The following is a 16,021-nucleotide window of genomic DNA, read 5'->3' on the forward strand; positions in this document are numbered from 1 at the left end:
GCGATCAAAGAGCACGAAAAACGAAGGTTTTCATTCGGGAAAATCAGGCAAGCTCGCAAAGGCGGTCTTCAGCGCGTTCGACCAGCTATCCGAGATCGTGCGATAATATTGATCGTCATGGTTTATTCGCTTTTTGAGGCCGACCTTGAAAGTGTCCTTTTCATAGAACAGCAGGTCGAGCGGCAGGCCGACCGACAGGTTCGACTTCAGCGTCGAGTCGAACGACACCAGCAGCAGCTTTACCGTCTCGGCGAAACTCATCGTCTTTTCGTAGGCCCGGATGATGATCGGCTTGCCGTATTTGGTCTCACCGATCTGGAAGAACGGCGTATCGTCGGTCGATTCGATGAAATTGCCTTCCGGATAGATCATGAACAGGCGCGGCGCGCTGCCCTTGATCTGACCGCCGAGGATAAAGGAGGCGTTGAAATAGGAATCCGCCTTTTCGCCGGCCGGCGACGAACTGGCGATGACTTCCTTGACGGTGTCTCCGACCAACCGGACTGTCTGGTACATGGAGGGCGTTTCGAGCAGCGTGGCATGGCGCTCCGCCACTGCCTTGGTGCGTTCGTCGAGCAGGCTGACTACGGCCTGGGTCGTCGCCAGATTGCCGGCCGACATCAAAACGATGACGCGCTCGCCCGGCTCCTCCCAGACATGCATCTTCCTGAAGGTCGAGATCGAATCCATGCCGGCATTGGTGCGCGTGTCCGACATGAACACGAGCCCGCGATCGATCTTCAGGCCGACGCAATAGGTCATCGAATCTCTTTGGCAACAATCTTGCCGGGATTACTGCTCCACGGTGACGGTGACCGCAAGCTGTTCTTCCGCCTGTCCCAGCCGAATTCCCGATACCGGCGTGGCGTCGCGATAATCGCGGCCGATCGCCACCTTTACATAGCGCTCGTCGGGAGAAATGCCGTTGGCGACATCGAAGGAGACCCAGCCCAGGCCCGAGACATGCGCCTCGGCCCAAGCGTGGCTTGCCGCCTGCTCGATCGCTGCATCCATCATCAGATAGCCGCTGACGTAGCGCGCCGGGAAATCCATGGCGCGAGCCGCGGCAACGAAGATATGGCTGTGGTCCTGGCAAACGCCGGTCTTGAGCGCAAGGGCCTCTTCGGCCGGCGTCGTCGCGTTGGTGGTGCCGGGTGTATAAGCGACACGCTCGCCGATCACGGCCATTAGCCGGTGCAGCCTTTCGATGTCGGTGCCCTTGCCCACCGAGGCAGCAAGCTCACGAATGCCGCTGCCGATCGTCGTCAGCGGCGTTTCATGGCCGAACAGCCAGAGCGGCGCGAAACCCTGATGCGGTCCGCAGACACCGGCGGTATCGCGCGTCACCACTTCGCCAGCTGCTTCGACTGTGATGAAGTCGCGCTCGCCCTCGACGCTCAACAGCCGGGTATCATTGCCGAAATGGTCGGTGAAGCGCACTTCCTCGCGCGCGCCTTCGATCTTCAGCGCCCAGGATAGCACCGTCTGGGTGCGCCCGTTCACCGGGAGCAGCCGCAAACGCTGCAACAGATAATGCACCGGCGCATCGTAGCGGTATTCGGTCCGGTGGGTGATCTTCAGCCGCATTGCTGTCGTCCCTGGAGCATGAGCTTTACCGAAAACCGGTCTTCGTTTTTTGGGATCATGCTCAATAGAACCTGTAATCCTGCGCGATCTCATCGCCGAGCCTGGTGTTGTCGCGGATGAAATTGGCCAGGAATTCGTGCAGGCCGGCGTCGAAAATATCCTTGATCGAGCCGGCCGTCAGCATGGAATGGGTCTTGGCGGCCGTCGCATGACAGGCGTGGCGCTCACCATAGTCGTCACCCAGGAATTTGAGATGCTCCGTCAGGAAGCGGTAGCAAAAGGTCAGCGAGCGCGGCATGCGGACATTGAGGATCAGATAGTCGGCGATGTTGCTCGGCTTGTAGTCGGCGTCATAGACCCAGCGGTAGGAGCGGTGCGCCGACACCGAGCGCAGGATCGATTCCCACTGGTAGTTGTCGAGCGTCGAGCCGACCCAGGAGATCGACGGCAACAGAACATAGTACTTCACGTCCAGGATGCGCGCGGTGTTGTCGGCGCGTTCGACATAGGTGCCGAGCTGCGAGAAATCGAAGATCTCGTTGCGCAGCATGGTGCCGTAGAACGAGCCGCGGATCAGCGCCGTCTCGCGCTTGATTGCGTCGAGCGCGCTGGGCAGGTCGCGCTCGTCGATCGGCTTGGCCAACATCCGTTTCAGCGACATCCAGGCTTCGTTGATGCTTTCCCAGGTTTCACGCGTCAATGCTGTGCGCACCATGCGGGCATTGTTACGGGCCGTTTCGATAGACGACATCGTGCTCGACGGGTTCGACGTATCGCGCAGCAGGTAGTCGGCGACATTGGCGGCGGTGTAGTCCGAATATTTCTGCGTGAAGCTGGCGTCCGAGCCGGCGCTGAGCAGCACCGAATTCCACTCCTCCGAAGCATTCTGCGTGCGAGTGAGCGCCATGCGCAGGCCGGCATCCACCAACCGCGCCATGTTCTCCGCCCGCTCGATATAGCGGTTCATCCAATAGAGCCCGTTGGCGGTGCGGCCGAGAAGCATGTCAACGTGCCTCGATGCTGAGTGAGTAGCGAATAGCGAATAGCGAATAGGGGAAAATCGGCTTCATGATTTCTGTTGCAGACTCCTGATCATCGAACGCAGCATTCTCCCGATCTCATCGGCCTGGCCAAGCAAACGCAATACGTCCTGCTCAACCATCAGCGCTACCCTTCCAGACAAGATTAGGTGCGTTTCCAACTCTTTGAGAGAACCTTGCGCTATGCGAAGATATTGAACGAACGATCCCGTGTTTTCTCGCCCGTGCCCTTCGGCGACATTTGCCGCAATCGATACAGATGATCGCCGTATCTGAGACGTCATCCCGTAAACTTCGCTGCTCGGAAAGGCTTTCGTTGCCGAATAGCAATCTACAGCCAATTCAACGGCCGCCTTCCAAACAATCAAGTCCCTGTAAGAGTTAATAGTCGTGTTGGTGCCCTCTTCCCTATTCGCTACTCACTATTCGCTATTCGCTCTAATCATCCAACACCCAAGTATCCTTCGTGCCGCCGCCTTGCGAGGAATTGACGACCAGCGAGCCTTCCTTGAGCGCTACTCGCGTCAGTCCACCGGGCACGATCTGGATACGGTCGGACACCAGCACATAGGGGCGCAGATCGACATGGCGCGGCGCCAGCCCCTTGTCCGTCAGGATCGGACAGGTCGACAGCGCCAGCGTCGGCTGGGCAATGTAGTTCGACGGTTTTGCCGCGAGCTTTTTGGAAAAATCCTCGCATTCCTTCTTGGTCGCCGCAGGTCCTACCAGCATGCCGTAACCGCCGGACCCGTGGACCTCCTTGATCACCAGTTCGTCGATGTGCTCCAGCACATATTTCAGGCTGTCCGGTTCCGAGCAGCGCCAAGTCGGGATGTTGCCGAGCATCGCCTTGCGGCCGGTGTAGAATTCGACGATTTCGGGCATGTAGGAATAGATCGCCTTGTCGTCGGCAATGCCGGTTCCGGGCGCATTGGCGATCGTGATATTGCCGGCGCGGTAGACGTCCATAATGCCCGGCACGCCAAGGGCTGAGTCCGGGCGGAAGGTCAGCGGATCGAGGAACGAGTCGTCGACGCGCCGGTAGAGCACGTCGATCTGCTTGTAGCCCTCGGTCGTGCGCATCGCGACATGGCCATCGACGACGCGCAGATCCTGCCCTTCGACGAGTTGCACCCCCATCTGGTCGGCAAGGAAAGCATGTTCGAAATAGGCCGAGTTGAAGCTGCCCGGCGTCAGCACGGCAATGGTCGGCGCGCCCTTGGTGCTTTGCGGCCGCACTGCGGCCAGCGACTGGCGCAAGAGCTGCGGATAATTCTCCACCGGCCGCACCTTGATCTGCTGGAACAACTCGGGAAAGAGCTGCATCATCGTCTCGCGGTTCTCCAGCATGTAGGAGACGCCGGACGGCGTGCGCGCATTGTCCTCCAGCACGTAGAACTCGTTCTCGCTGATGCGTACGATGTCGACGCCGATGATATGGGTATAGACGCCGGCCGGCGGCCGCACCCCGATCATTTCGGGCAGGAACGCCTCGTTCTTGGCGATCAACTCCTTCGGCACGCGGCCGGCACGCAAGATTTCCTGACGATGGTAGATGTCGTCGAGAAAGGCGTTCAGCGCCTGGACGCGCTGCTCGATGCCTTGCGTCAGCCGTCGCCATTCGTTGCCGGAAATGATGCGCGGAACGATGTCGAAGGGTATCAGCCGCTCCGATGCTTCCTGCTCGCCGTAAACGGCGAATGTGATGCCGGTCTTGCGAAAGACGCGTTCGGCGTCCTGCATCTTCTCGTTAAGCCTGGCCGGGTCCTGTTCCTTCAGCCAGCGATCGTAAGCCGAATACGGTTTTCTCAGCCCGGAAACTTCCGGAAGCATTTCATCGAACGCTGCCAATCGCATACTCCCCTGTGGCGCCATTTCACTGGCCTCGCTGGAGAAAATCAAGCGCAATCGGTGATTTGGTGGGCGCCGGCGATCAGTATATCGCTCTTGCCTAAAATTAAGGCAGTGCCGATAGGGCCGTAGTCAGGCTTTGCTTCGTGTCCGGGCAGATGCCGGATGCGGATCAAAACGCGCGAAAGGTGACGACCGTGAACGTGTCTTTGATGCCGGGAAGAATCTGCACTTTCTCGTTGACGAAGTGGCCGATGTCTTCCTCGTCGTCGACATAGAATTTGGCGAGCAGGTCGTAGTTTCCGGCTGTCGAGTAGATTTCGGAAGCGATCTCGGCATCGGCCAGGGCGCTGGCAACGTCATAGGCCTTGCCCAGATCGCACTTTATCTGCACGAAAAATGCTTTCATTGCCTGGTCCTGCCCAACATCGCACGCTCTAGGTAAAATCGAGCGGCCCTTGTGGCAGACTGCCGCCCGGCTTTCAAGCATCGGCCATCGCTCAGGCTGTTCTAGCCTCGACAATGCTTTCTCGGTCTGGACACAGCTCGCGGCGCCGAATGTTTGCGCTCGGCTGAAACCCTCGAGCACTGCAAAGCGTATAGTATCATGTACCTCGGACAGCGATTTCTCAGGGACAACGGAGACAGGCCATGCGCCGCGCGTTTTTCGCATTCGCAGTCGTTCCATTCATTTTCGCATCCCAGGCCTTTGCTGGCGACGCCGAAGTCAAGGCGGCGCAAACGGTCATCGATGGTCAATTGAAGGCCTTCATCGCCAACGACGGAGCGACGGCCTACAGCTTTGCCGCACCAAATGTGAAACGCATCTTTCCAACTGTCGATACCTTCATGAACATGGTGACCAACGGCTACCCGCCGGTGCGCCAACCGCAGACCTACTCCTTCGGCAAGGTTCGCGAGACGAGCCCGACCTCGATCATCCAGCAGGTGCTGATCGTCGGCCCGGATGGCAAGGACTATGAGGCGGTCTACACGCTCGAACTACAGCCTGACGGCAGCTTTCGGATCACCGGCTGCAGCCTGCGCGCGTCCACGTCGCTCAGCACCTGAGGGTGCTTGAGGAGGGCAAAGTTGTCTCAATCCTGTCGCCGGTAGAGCGTCCAGCTCAGGCCTGAAAACCCCCAGTGTCTCGACGCGTCGGCCCGTTCATACGCCAAAGCGCATGCGGCCGTCGGTTCAACATGTTCGGCTTGCTTGTCCACATCCCCCTCGAGGATCAGCCAAGCCGGCCGGTCGGCGCACATCCTGTTTTCCGGAACCAGCCAAGCCCGACGATCCGTCCGCGCCGCAAAATAATCGACGACCATGGCGGTGCGGAAATCACTGTTGCTCGCATAGGCGGCAGCGCCGTTCCTGGTCATTTCATCGACCATAGCAGCGTACGAGCCGCGTCCGTACTGATAGAATTGGAGCAGCGACGAAATGCTTCCACTCACCACGATCGCCAGTGCTCCCACCGCAAATAGCCTGGCAGTCCCGCGAGCAGCCAAGCCGCGACCGATCATCTCGCCGGCCCAGAGCAGCAGCAATGTTCCGCTGATGATGAAATAGCGCGGAAACTCGAGATTGGGCAGATGTGTCGCCGCCATGAGCAAAGGCAGTCCGATAATCCCGATGACATAGAGGCTGGCCCGGCGATCGCACCAGACACCAGCGGAGAGGCCAACAAGACCGCAGGCGGCAACGATATACGGCCAGTCGCCGAACCAGGGGGGCAGCCCGAACAGAGAGCGGATCATTCCGCCATAGCCCTGCGCGAAGGCGGCAATCGAGAACGGCGAAACACCACCGACACTGAAGCCGAACAGCCTGCCGCCGATAAACACGCAGGCAGCCAGCGGCAGCACGGCAAGCAAGGCCGGCAGGAAGATCGACGCCAGATCCGCAACGACACGGCTGACCCTCGCCGTACGCTGCCAGGCGAGCCACGCGGTCCAGATTGCGAGGACTGCCACCATTCCGATCATGGTGAGATGGCATAGGAACCCGAAAAGGATCGCCGCTGCCAAGGCCGTGCCAGACAACCGTTTGTTGTCGAGCCGGCGCTCCAGAAAAACCACCGAAAGCAGCGTGAAGAGCACAAGGCCGGCATAGCCACGCGCCTCCGAGCCGTAGTGCACCATCGGATAGCTCACGGCAAACAACAGGCTTGTGGCAATCATCGCCCGTCGTCCGTGCGGTGCGGCGGTCGCTGCCGCCGCAACTGTCGTGGCAACACCTAGTGCTATCGACAGGCCTCGCTGGATCAAAGGCGAAGCGTCGGGGCCGATGAGATAGAGATAGACCGAGTTGAGGAAATGATTGTTGTCGTGATTGACGCGCCAGAATATCTGGTCGATCGAGGTCAGCGGCTCAATCAGCGCAAAGCTCCAGATCTCGTCCAGCCAAAGGTCGCCGCGCGCGCCAAGCAAGCGCAAAACCAAGCCGGTCACGGCGATGACCAGAACGGCAAGCAACGACCCCGCCGTCCATTGCTGGACCGCCACGGAGGGCGAAGGCGAAGGCTCGGCGCTGCCATTCGTCCGCACCGTCGTGCCAGGAACTGAAACTTGCCCCGAAACGAACAGGTTCTTGATCCTCGCCCGATGTCGTCCGGCAATGCTTATTAGGCAGACGTTTCAAAACAGTTCATGGCAGGTGCGACTCCTCCCTGGAGCCGGATTCCTGGCGAGCACGCCTACCGGACGGGGAGGTCACCGTTTGCCCATTGCTGCGTGATGATCTCAGCTTGTCCGGCGAACCTGCCAGCCCCGATCGCTTCGCGAACGTCGCGCATCAGCTGCTGGTAGTAGGACAGATTGTTCCAGGTCAGGAGCATCGCCCCGAGCGCCTCTTGCGAGCGCACCAGGTGGTGCAGATAGGCGCGCGAATAGTCGCGTGCGGCCGGGCAGTCGCTTTCCTCATCGAGCGGGCGCGGATCGTCGGCATGGCGGGCGTTGCGCAGATTGACCTTGCCGCGCCGTGTATAGGCAAGGCCATGCCGCCCTGCCCGCGTCGGCATCACGCAGTCGAACATGTCGATGCCGCGCGCCACCGACTTCAAGATGTCGTCCGGCGTACCGACACCCATCAGGTACCGCGGCCGGTCAGCCGGCAACTCCGGGCAAGTGATGTCGAGCATCTCCAGCATCACCGCTTGCGGCTCGCCGACGGCCAACCCGCCGACCGCGTAGCCCTTCAGCTCCATCGCCTTCAGCGCCTGCGCCGAGCGCAGCCGCAGGTCCGGTATATCGCCGCCTTGCACAATGCCGAACATCGCCTTGCCGGGCTGCTCGCCGAACGCCGTCTTGCAGCGCTCGGCCCAGCGCAACGACAACTCCATGGCACGCTCGATCTCTTTTTCCTTGGCCGGCAGCGCCGTGCACTCGTCGAGTTGCATCTGGATGTCTGAATCGAGCAGCCCCTGGATCTCGATGGAACGCTCCGGCGACATCTCGTAGGCGCCGCCGTCGATATGCGAACGAAAGGTCACGCCGTTCTCGGTCAGTTTCCTCAGCTTCGACAGCGACATCACCTGGAAGCCGCCGCTGTCGGTGAGGATCGGATAGGGCCAGCGGGCGAATTCATGCAGGCCGCCGAGCCGAGCCACGCGCTCGGCGCCGGGTCTCAGCATCAGGTGGTAGGTATTGCCAAGGATGATGTCCGAGCCGACACCGCGCACCTGATCCATATACATGGCTTTCACCGTGCCGCCGGTGCCGACCGGCATGAAAGCGGGCGTGCGGATTTCCCCGCGCGGCATGGTGATTGAGCCGCGCCGGGCTCTGCCTTCGGTCGCCAGCACCTTGAAGGCGAATGCGTTAGTCATTGAATTCCCTAGCCATCGAACTCCTTGTCGAACACCGGCGCGTCCGGAGCCTGTCGGTCGAGCGACTGCCGGTAGCGGATGCAGCCGCGCATGAATTTCGGCCAGGGCGGCACGGCAATCGCCGGCTCGGTCTTTTCGGGTAAAAGCGACCAGAGGTCGGGGTGATGCCAGCACAGATCATGGCCGGTGGCGTCGCGGTGTTGGCGGATGCCGGCGCGCAGTTTCCTGACCTCGGCGAGCAAGGCTTCGCGGCCGAAAGTTTCCAGGTCATCGTCCATCGTTATCCTCCCTGAACAGAAGACTTGCGTCTCCATAGGAATAGAACCTGTAGCGGTTCTCAATGGCATGCGCATAGGCCGCGTGCATCGTCTGCAAACCGCAGAAGGCCGAAACCAGCATGAACAGCGTCGAACGCGGCAGATGGAAATTGGTCATCAGCATGTCGGCGGTCTTGAAGCGATAGCCGGGCGTGATGAAGATGTCGGTCGGGCCTGACCATGCGGCCAGCCTGCCGTCCTTGCCAGCCGCGCTCTCCAACAAACGCAGCGATGTCGTGCCGACAGCGATAATGCGCCCTCCTTTTGCTCTCGCCGCATTCAGCGCCTCGGCGGTTTCCGGGCTGACCGAACCGGTTTCGGCGTGCATCTTGTGGTCGGCGGTGTCGTCCGCCTTCACCGGCAAAAACGTGCCGGCGCCGACATGCAGCGTGACGAAACGGCGCTCGATGCCATTGGCGTCGAGCGCGGCAAACAGCTCCGGCGTGAAATGCAGCCCCGCCGTCGGCGCGGCCACGGCGCCCTCCTCCCTGGCATAGATGGTCTGGTAATCGCTGCGGTCGCGCTCGTCGTCGTCACGCTTGGAGGCGATGTAGGGCGGCAGCGGGATGTGGCCGACGGCGTGCAGAGCCTCATCGAGGAACGGACCCGACAGGTCGAAGCCGAGCAGCACCTCGCCACCTTCACCCTTCTCGATCACGGTCGCGTCGAGCTGGCCGAGAAAGCAGGAATTGGCATCATGACCGAAATGGATGCGATCGCCGGCGGCGACGCGCTTGCCCGGCCGCATGAAGGCGAGCCACCGGTCGGGCGCCGTCCGCATGTGCAGCGTGGCTTCGACCTGCGCCGCTGCCTCGCCGCGCCGCCTGATGCCTTTCAGCTGCGCAGGAATGACCTTGGTGTCGTTGAAAACCAGCACATCACCAGCCTTGAGCAGGGACGGCAGGTCGCGCACGGTCATGTCCTCGAGCCCCGCGCCCGGCCTGACCACCAGCATTCTGGCACTGTCGCGCGGCTCGGCTGGGCGAAGCGCGATGCGCTCCTCCGGCAGATCGAAGTCAAAAAGGTCGACGCGCAAGAAATCCCCGCCTCAAGGTTCCGGGCAGGTCACCGCCCAGGCGCCGACACCGTCTATGCTCAATGTGCCGCCCATCGCGAAACTGGACTGCTCGCTGGCCTTGACCAGCCGCAATCTGGCGACGATCGAGCTGAGGCCCTCATCAGTGAGATCGATCAGCATACGCTCGTCGTCCTCGAATGCCTGTCCGACGATGACTTTCGTTGAACCCGGCTGGCCGTCCGTGGTCCATGTCTTGCCGCCGGCATCCACCAGCCACACGCGCGCCACTGCAATGACGGCTGTGTGTCCCATCAACACGTCGATCGATGCCGCGCCGCCGTCGGCGCTGCAAACGATCGATTCCGTCGCCACCGCCGGAGTGGCCGCCGCGACGAGCACAAATGCGATGGCCGCGACAGCCCGGCTGGTCATTTCACGTCGGCCGCGACCTTGAGCGACACGATCTTGTCGGGATCCTGCACCGGTTCGCCGCGCTTGATCTTGTCGACATTGTCCATGCCTTCGATGACCTGGCCCCACACCGTGTACTGGCGGTTGAGGAAGGCGGCATCGTCGAAGCAGATGAAGAACTGCGAATTGGCCGAGTTCGGGTTCTGCGAGCGCGCCATCGAGCAGGTGCCGCGGCCGTGGTTGGCGTTGGAGAACTCGGCCTTCAAGTCGGGCTTGTCGGAACCGCCCGTACCGGCGCGGGTCGGCGCGAAAGACGGCTTATTGGAATTGCCGAATTTCACGTCACCGGTCTGCGCCATGAAGCCGTCGATGACGCGGTGGAAGACTACGCCGTCATAGGCGCCTTCGCGCGCCAGCTCCTTGATGCGGCCGACATGGCCGGGCGCCAGGTCTGGGAACAATTCAATGACGACCTTGCCCTTGGTCGTGTCCATGATAAGCGCGTTCTCGCGGTCCTTGATCTCGGCCATGTCAGAATATCCTTTTGAAACTTGGGTTTACTTGCCGTCAGCGGCGATACGCACCTTGATCATGCGATCGGGGTCGGTCACCGTCCCGTTCTGCGCCGCTTCGCCTTTCTTGATGTGGTCCACCAGCTCCATGCCGCTGACGACATTGCCGACGATGGTGTACTGGCCGTCGAGCGGCGGTGCCGGCGCGAACATGATGAAGAATTGCGAATTGGCGGAATTCGGATCGTCGGAGCGGGCCATGCCGACCACGCCGCGCTGGTAGTGCTCGGTGCTGGAGAATTCGGCCGGCAGGTCGGGAAGATCGGAACCGCCGGTGCCGACGGCGTCGGCATTGAAGCCGCTCTTCATATTGCCGAACTTGACGTCGCCGGTCTGCGCCATGAAGCCGTCGATGACGCGGTGGAAGGCGACGTTGTCGTAGGCGCCCTGGCGCACCAGCTTTTTGATCTGCGCGACGTGCTTCGGCGCAAGGTCGGGCCTCAGCGCGATGGTCACGTCGCCGTCCTTCAGCGTTACGATCATGGTGTTTTCGGGATCGGCGGCAAACGCCGACACCGATGCGGTCACAAGACCGGCAAGCATGACAAGCAAGAAGGCAAGCTTTTTCAGCTGCATGGGATCTTTCTCCGAATATCTTCGTTCATGCATGTCGTTACCCAAAACCGGGCTCCACTTTTGGGCGACATGCATTTATTTCGCGAATTTGGCGGTGAGCGCGCCGGCCACGGCCGCCGGCACGAAGTGGCGGATGTCGCCTCCCATCGAAGCTATCTGGCGCACAAGTGTGGCGGTAATGGTGCGCACCGAGGGGCTGGCGGGCAGGAAGACCGTCTGCAGCTCCGGCGCCATTGTTTCGTTCATGCCGGCCATCTGCATCTCGTAGTCGAGATCGGTGCCGTCGCGCAGGCCGCGGATCATGATCGAGGCGCCATGCTTCCTGGCCGCGTCGATGACCAGACCGTCGAAGGCGACCACTTTGATGCGCGCACCGTCGCTGCCGAATTCCGCCTTCGTTGCCGTTTCGATCAGATCGACCCGTTCCTCGAAGGAAAACAATGGCTTCTTGCCGGGATGGATGCCGATCGCCGCATAGATGGTGTCCGCCACGGCCAGCGACGCCTTCAGCACGTCGAGATGGCCGTTGGTCAGCGGGTCGAAAGAGCCGGCATAAAGGGCGATGCGTTCGGTCATGGCAGGTGCTTCTAGCGAGCCTCTCCCCTAAAGGCAAATCCGATCGGCAGGCCCGCCCCATGAACCTTTTGGCCGACGTGAACGACAGATGAATGTGCCGCTCACAACGGCTTCACGCAGTGTTCACTAAGTTGCAGCTTCGAAAGATGAAACCAAACACCCATCTAACCGTTGTTAGGCGCAGGAGAACACGCACATGCTGATCTACATGCTCGCCACCGCAATGACCGTCGCCATGCTGATCGCTACCGTATTCGGGTTGCATCAGGAAGCACAGCGAGTCCGCGCCAAGGCCAATACCAAACGGTTCGAAGGCTTCGGCATCCGCAAGCCTTATCGCCACTTCTAGATTGCTGGGGTTTCTTGAGAACGCCGGCCCATAGGGCTGGCGCCGTCGCGGCAAACTCACTCGACGGTAGTGTCAGGCTCCCCACCTTCGGCATCGGTAGCAGCGCCACCTTCAGCATCGACACTCTCTTCGATCTCTTCGTCGGCTTGCGGCTCTGAAATCCGCTCCACCGAAACGACCTTCTCGCCCTCTGCGGTATTAAAGATCGTAACGCCCTTGGTGGCGCGGCTGGCAAAACGAATGCCGTTGACCGGGACGCGGATGACGGTGCCGCCATCCGAAACCAGCATGATCTGATCGTCATTGCCGACCGGGAAAGTCGCCACCAGGCGGCCGATTTCGGCCGTTTTCGACACGTCGGTGGCGCGGATACCCTTGCCGCCACGGCCGGTCAGACGGAAATCGTAGGACGACGAACGCTTGCCGTAGCCATATTCCGTAACCGTCAGCACGAACTGCTCATGTGCCTTGAGGAATTCGTAGCGCTCGTCGGAAAGCTCCGCCTCTTCGCCGACCTCCTCATTGGTAAGCTGGATTTCTTCCTCCTCACCGGCGGCAATGTCGACGACAAGCCGGCGTTCAGCCACCACCCGCTTGAGGTAGGCGGCCCGCTCGGCCGGCGGCGCATCGACATGCTCGATCACCGCCATCGAGATCACCCGGTCGCCATCGGCCATGGCTATGCCGCGTACACCGACCGAATTGCGGCTCTGGAAGACGCGTACGTCGCTGACCGAAAAGCGAATGCACTGGCCGGAACTTGCCGTCAAAAGCACGTCGTCATTGTCGGTGCAGGTTTCGACGCCGAGGATCTCGTCGCCTTCCTCGTCCAGCTTCATGGCGATCTTGCCGTTGCGGTTGACCTGGACGAAGTCCGAAAGCTTGTTGCGACGCACCGTGCCGCGCGTGGTGGCGAACATCACGTCGAGCTCGCCCCAGCTCGTCTCATCCTCCGGCAGCGGCATGATGGTGGTGATGCGCTCGCCCTGTTCGAGCGGCAGCATGTTGATCAGCGCCTTACCGCGCGATTGCGGGTTGCCGATCGGGAGGCGCCAGACCTTTTCCTTGTAGACGATACCGCGTGAGGAGAAGAACAGCACCGGCGTGTGCGTGTTGGCGACGAACAGCCGGGTGACGAAATCCTCGTCCTTGGTCGACATGCCGGAGCGGCCCTTGCCGCCGCGGCGCTGCGCCCGGTAGAGCGACAGCGGCACGCGCTTGATGTAGCCGGAATGGCTGACGGTGACGACCATGTCCTCGCGCTGGATGAGGTCCTCGTCTTCCATGTCGGCCCCGCCCTCGGCGAGCTCGGTGCGGCGCGGTGTGCCGAACTCGTCGCGCACGGCGATGAGTTCGTCCTTGACGATCTGCTGGATGCGGGCGCGGGACGACAGGATGTCCAGGTAATCCTTGATCTCGTCGCCGATCGTATTCAGCTCGTCCGCGATCTCGTCGCGGCCGAGCGCGGTCAGGCGCTGCAGGCGCAGTTCGAGGATGGCGCGGGCCTGCTCCTCGGAGAGATTGTAGGTTCCGTCCTCGTTGATGCGATGGCGCGGATCGTCGATCAACAGAATCAGCGATTCCACGTCGCCCGAAGGCCAGCGCCGCTCCATCAACTGCTCGCGCGCCGTCTGCGGGTCCGGCGCCGTGCGGATCAGCTTGATGACTTCATCGATGTTGGCAACAGCAATGGCAAGGCCGACCAGCACATGGGCGCGGTCGCGCGCCTTGCGCAGCAGGAATTTCGTGCGCCGGCTGATCACCTCCTCACGGAAGGCGACGAACGCCTTCAGCATGTCGGTCAGCGTCAGCAATTCCGGCTTGCCGCCGTTCAGCGCCACCATATTGGCGCCGAAGGACGTCTGCAGCGGGGTGAAGCGGTAAAGCTGGTTGAGGATGACATCGGCGACGGCGTCGCGCTTCAGTTCGATAACGACGCGGTAACCCTGGCGGTCGCTCTCGTCGCGAATGTCGGAAATGCCCTCGATGCGCTTATCGCGCACCAGCTCGGCCATCTTCTCGATCATCGACGCCTTGTTCACCTGGTAGGGAACCTCGGTGATGACAATCGATTCACGGTCGTTGCCGCGTGGCTCGACGTTGACGCGGCCGCGCATGACGATGGAACCGCGGCCTGTCGAATAGGCGCTGTAGATGCCGGAGCGGCCAAGCACGATGCCGCCGGTCGGGAAATCCGGTCCAGGAATGATCTCCATCAGCGCCGGCAGGTCGATCGCCGGATTGTCGATGAGGGCAATGGCGCCGTTGCAGACCTCGCCCAGATTGTGCGGCGGGATGTTGGTGGCCATGCCGACGGCGATACCGCCGGAGCCGTTGACCAACAGGTTCGGGAAGCGCGCCGGCAGGACTTTCGGTTCGCTGCCCGACGCATCGTAAGTGTCCTGGAAATCGACGGTGTCCTTGTCGATGTCTTCCAGCAACTCATGCGCGACCTTGGTCAGCCGCGATTCCGTGTAGCGCATCGCCGCCGGCGGATCGCCGTCGATCGAGCCGAAATTGCCCTGCCCGTCGATCAGCGGAACGCGCAGCGACCAATCCTGCGCCATGCGCACCAAAGCGTCATAGATCGAGGCGTCGCCATGCGGATGGTATTTACCCATCACGTCGGCGACCGGGCGTGCCGATTTCACATATTTGCGGTTCCAGTGATAGCCGCTCTCATAGGCGGCGTAGAGGATGCGGCGATGCACCGGCTTGAGGCCGTCGCGCACGTCCGGCAGCGCACGGCTGACGATTACGCTCATGGCGTAATCGAGATAGGAGCGCTGCATCTCCTCGATGATGGATATCGGCTCGATGCCGGTGGGGCCGCCGTCGGCGCCGCGCGGTGTCTTTTGGTCGGTCAAATCGGATCACAATCTAATCAGGAATCACTTGGTGCTTATATAGGAAGCCGGCCCGAAACTCCAATAATCGCGGCAGTTTTCCAGTGTCGTTTTTAGCGGCAAATTCAAAAGGATACACCAATTGCGACGATATGGCCGTGGCACCCTTTCACGAGCGTCGCCGGCGGGCGCGATAAGTTCCCGGCGTCTCGCCCATCAGCCGCCGGAAACGGCGGTTGAAGGTTGATAGATCGTTGAATCCCGCCGCAAAGGCGATCGCCGAGATCGCCTGATCTGACGTCCGCAGCCGCACGGCTGCCCTGTGCAGCCGCGCTCTCAGCAGGAACTGATAGGGCGTCATGCCGGCAACGTGCCGGAAGGTGCGCAGGAAATGGTAAGGGCTGGTGGCGGTCTCGTCGGCGAGTTCGGCAAGCGAGATCGGCCGGTCGGCATCGATTTCGATGCGGCGCACCGCTTCGGCGACACGCTTCTGGTCACGGCGACTTGGCGCCCGTCCCCGATCCGTATCGCCGCAAGCCGCTGTCACGGCTGCGCCGGCAATGCGCAGGGCGAGTTCCTCGAACGCGCCGGTGTCGGCCATCTCGCGCGCCGCCTCCGCTTCGGCGAGCAGCGGCACCAGCGCCGACAAAGGCGGCAGGCGCGGCATGCTGAAATCAAGCTGCTTTGCGCCCGCGTCGGCGACGATCCGCTCCATATAGGCCAGTCCGAAATGGAAGGAGAGGCAGCGGTCGCCGGTGCCATGCTCATGCCCGCATTCGTAGCAGGTGCCGGGATTGCCGAGCAGGAGCGCGCCCGGCGCCAGCATCGCCGTGCCCTGGCGCGCACGATAGCGGAACGTGCCGCTGGTCACGGCGGCGACGCAGAAATCCCGATGCTCCTCCTCGAATGGCCTGTCGGCGGCACTAGCGATGCAGACGACATCCAACACCTGCCAGCCTCGGCCCGACGCCAGCCTATGCGCGCTCGTCGTCATCGCCGAAACATAGCAATTTTTCCCAAGCGCAGAACCCCGGTCGGCCTCTATGCTT

At 61.5% G+C, this 16,021-nt stretch carries 18 protein-coding genes; 2 read left to right on the forward strand and 16 right to left on the reverse strand.

The genetic code is table 11. From position 1 onward, the window contains the following. Window positions 1-30 precede the first annotated feature (30 nt). From NKI01_RS00530 to NKI01_RS00555, 6 genes are all read right to left on the reverse strand, one after another. A complete protein-coding gene (locus NKI01_RS00530) occupies window positions 31-762 on the reverse strand; it encodes a proteasome-type protease (protein WP_352482263.1) in 732 nt (243 codons plus the stop codon). A gap of 30 nt (window positions 763-792) precedes the next feature. After that, window positions 793-1,587 carry a transglutaminase family protein gene (locus tag NKI01_RS00535; RefSeq protein WP_023717778.1) on the reverse strand — a complete coding sequence of 265 codons (795 nt, stop codon included), beginning with the start codon at window positions 1,585-1,587 and terminating at the stop codon, window positions 793-795. A gap of 61 nt (window positions 1,588-1,648) precedes the next feature. Further along, window positions 1,649-2,590, reverse strand: coding sequence for an alpha-E domain-containing protein (locus tag NKI01_RS00540; RefSeq protein WP_023717779.1), 942 nt, complete (start codon window positions 2,588-2,590; stop codon window positions 1,649-1,651). Between the two features lie 63 nt (window positions 2,591-2,653). Then, window positions 2,654-3,013 (reverse strand): four helix bundle protein, encoded by a 360-nt coding sequence (locus NKI01_RS00545; RefSeq protein ID WP_352482308.1) that lies wholly within the window; start codon window positions 3,011-3,013, stop codon window positions 2,654-2,656. A 52-nt stretch (window positions 3,014-3,065) separates the two neighbouring features. Then, entirely contained in the window at window positions 3,066-4,478 is a 1,413-nt protein-coding gene (locus NKI01_RS00550) for a circularly permuted type 2 ATP-grasp protein (protein WP_023717781.1), read from the reverse strand. A 172-nt stretch (window positions 4,479-4,650) separates the two neighbouring features. Next, a complete protein-coding gene (locus NKI01_RS00555; RefSeq protein ID WP_023674883.1) occupies window positions 4,651-4,887 on the reverse strand; it encodes an Lrp/AsnC ligand binding domain-containing protein in 237 nt (78 codons plus the stop codon). Between the two features lie 242 nt (window positions 4,888-5,129). On the opposite strand from NKI01_RS00555, the gene NKI01_RS00560 reads away from it, so the two are divergent. Beyond that, the gene (locus tag NKI01_RS00560; protein WP_023717782.1) at window positions 5,130-5,549 is read left to right on the forward strand and encodes a DUF4864 domain-containing protein; all 420 of its coding nucleotides are present in this window, start codon (window positions 5,130-5,132) and stop codon (window positions 5,547-5,549) included. Between the two features lie 26 nt (window positions 5,550-5,575). Here the strand turns inward: NKI01_RS00560 and NKI01_RS00565 are convergent, their stop codons facing one another. The 8 genes from NKI01_RS00565 to coaD form a co-directional block, all read right to left on the reverse strand. Beyond that, window positions 5,576-6,955, reverse strand: coding sequence for a glycosyltransferase family protein (locus tag NKI01_RS00565; protein WP_352494583.1), 1,380 nt, complete (start codon window positions 6,953-6,955; stop codon window positions 5,576-5,578). Window positions 6,956-7,176: 221 nt separating this feature from the next. Further along, window positions 7,177-8,307 (reverse strand): tRNA guanosine(34) transglycosylase Tgt, encoded by a 1,131-nt coding sequence (gene tgt, locus NKI01_RS00570; protein ID WP_352482259.1) that lies wholly within the window; start codon window positions 8,305-8,307, stop codon window positions 7,177-7,179. 8 nt (window positions 8,308-8,315) lie between these two features. Next, complete coding sequence (locus NKI01_RS00575) at window positions 8,316-8,585, reverse strand: hypothetical protein (protein ID WP_023717785.1); 270 nt, start codon at window positions 8,583-8,585, stop codon at window positions 8,316-8,318. Then, a complete protein-coding gene (gene queA / locus NKI01_RS00580; protein ID WP_023717786.1) occupies window positions 8,575-9,660 on the reverse strand; it encodes a tRNA preQ1(34) S-adenosylmethionine ribosyltransferase-isomerase QueA in 1,086 nt (361 codons plus the stop codon). Before queA ends, NKI01_RS00575 begins: the two co-directional genes overlap by 11 nt. A gap of 12 nt (window positions 9,661-9,672) precedes the next feature. Continuing rightward, window positions 9,673-10,074, reverse strand: a complete 402-nt coding sequence (locus NKI01_RS00585; protein ID WP_352855364.1) for a hypothetical protein — start codon at window positions 10,072-10,074, stop codon at window positions 9,673-9,675. Next, on the reverse strand, window positions 10,071-10,583 hold the full coding sequence (locus NKI01_RS00590) for a peptidylprolyl isomerase (protein WP_023717788.1): 513 nt from the start codon (window positions 10,581-10,583) through the stop codon (window positions 10,071-10,073). Before NKI01_RS00590 ends, NKI01_RS00585 begins: the two co-directional genes overlap by 4 nt. A gap of 27 nt (window positions 10,584-10,610) precedes the next feature. Beyond that, a complete protein-coding gene (locus NKI01_RS00595) occupies window positions 10,611-11,201 on the reverse strand; it encodes a peptidylprolyl isomerase (protein ID WP_502895845.1) in 591 nt (196 codons plus the stop codon). 75 nt (window positions 11,202-11,276) lie between these two features. Then, window positions 11,277-11,777 carry a pantetheine-phosphate adenylyltransferase gene (gene coaD / locus NKI01_RS00600; protein WP_023717790.1) on the reverse strand — a complete coding sequence of 167 codons (501 nt, stop codon included), beginning with the start codon at window positions 11,775-11,777 and terminating at the stop codon, window positions 11,277-11,279. Between the two features lie 196 nt (window positions 11,778-11,973). Here coaD and NKI01_RS00605 point away from each other — a divergent pair, with 196 nt between their 5' ends. Next, a complete protein-coding gene (locus tag NKI01_RS00605) occupies window positions 11,974-12,126 on the forward strand; it encodes a hypothetical protein (RefSeq protein WP_023717791.1) in 153 nt (50 codons plus the stop codon). 56 nt (window positions 12,127-12,182) lie between these two features. On the opposite strand, the gene gyrA is transcribed toward NKI01_RS00605, so the two are convergent. Both gyrA and NKI01_RS00615 read right to left on the reverse strand, forming a co-directional pair. After that, window positions 12,183-14,993, reverse strand: a complete 2,811-nt coding sequence (gene gyrA / locus NKI01_RS00610) for a DNA gyrase subunit A (RefSeq protein ID WP_023717792.1) — start codon at window positions 14,991-14,993, stop codon at window positions 12,183-12,185. A gap of 148 nt (window positions 14,994-15,141) precedes the next feature. Next, window positions 15,142-15,966, reverse strand: a complete 825-nt coding sequence (locus tag NKI01_RS00615; RefSeq protein ID WP_352587092.1) for a helix-turn-helix transcriptional regulator — start codon at window positions 15,964-15,966, stop codon at window positions 15,142-15,144. Window positions 15,967-16,021: the final 55 nt, after the last annotated feature.

It is taken from the genome of Mesorhizobium sp. M0815 (assembly GCF_040319995.1).
GTDB lineage: Bacteria > Pseudomonadota > Alphaproteobacteria > Rhizobiales > Rhizobiaceae > Mesorhizobium.

What these genes read in the sequence shown, in the direction of transcription:
- NKI01_RS00615 (WP_352587092.1), bottom strand. Translation starts at nt 15,966, where the DNA reads ATGACGACGAGCGCGCATAGGCTGGCGTCGGGCCGAGGCTGGCAGGTG.
- tgt (WP_352482259.1), bottom strand. Translation starts at nt 8,307, where the DNA reads ATGACTAACGCATTCGCCTTCAAGGTGCTGGCGACCGAAGGCAGAGCC.
- NKI01_RS00575 (WP_023717785.1), bottom strand. Translation starts at nt 8,585, where the DNA reads ATGGACGATGACCTGGAAACTTTCGGCCGCGAAGCCTTGCTCGCCGAG.
- NKI01_RS00560 (WP_023717782.1), top strand. Translation starts at nt 5,130, where the DNA reads ATGCGCCGCGCGTTTTTCGCATTCGCAGTCGTTCCATTCATTTTCGCA.
- NKI01_RS00590 (WP_023717788.1), bottom strand. Translation starts at nt 10,583, where the DNA reads ATGGCCGAGATCAAGGACCGCGAGAACGCGCTTATCATGGACACGACC.
- NKI01_RS00555 (WP_023674883.1), bottom strand. Translation starts at nt 4,887, where the DNA reads ATGAAAGCATTTTTCGTGCAGATAAAGTGCGATCTGGGCAAGGCCTAT.
- NKI01_RS00535 (WP_023717778.1), bottom strand. Translation starts at nt 1,587, where the DNA reads ATGCGGCTGAAGATCACCCACCGGACCGAATACCGCTACGATGCGCCG.
- NKI01_RS00585 (WP_352855364.1), bottom strand. Translation starts at nt 10,074, where the DNA reads ATGACCAGCCGGGCTGTCGCGGCCATCGCATTTGTGCTCGTCGCGGCG.
- NKI01_RS00530 (WP_352482263.1), bottom strand. Translation starts at nt 762, where the DNA reads ATGACCTATTGCGTCGGCCTGAAGATCGATCGCGGGCTCGTGTTCATG.
- NKI01_RS00540 (WP_023717779.1), bottom strand. Translation starts at nt 2,590, where the DNA reads ATGCTTCTCGGCCGCACCGCCAACGGGCTCTATTGGATGAACCGCTAT.
- coaD (WP_023717790.1), bottom strand. Translation starts at nt 11,777, where the DNA reads ATGACCGAACGCATCGCCCTTTATGCCGGCTCTTTCGACCCGCTGACC.
- NKI01_RS00605 (WP_023717791.1), top strand. Translation starts at nt 11,974, where the DNA reads ATGCTGATCTACATGCTCGCCACCGCAATGACCGTCGCCATGCTGATC.
- NKI01_RS00595 (WP_502895845.1), bottom strand. Translation starts at nt 11,201, where the DNA reads ATGCAGCTGAAAAAGCTTGCCTTCTTGCTTGTCATGCTTGCCGGTCTT.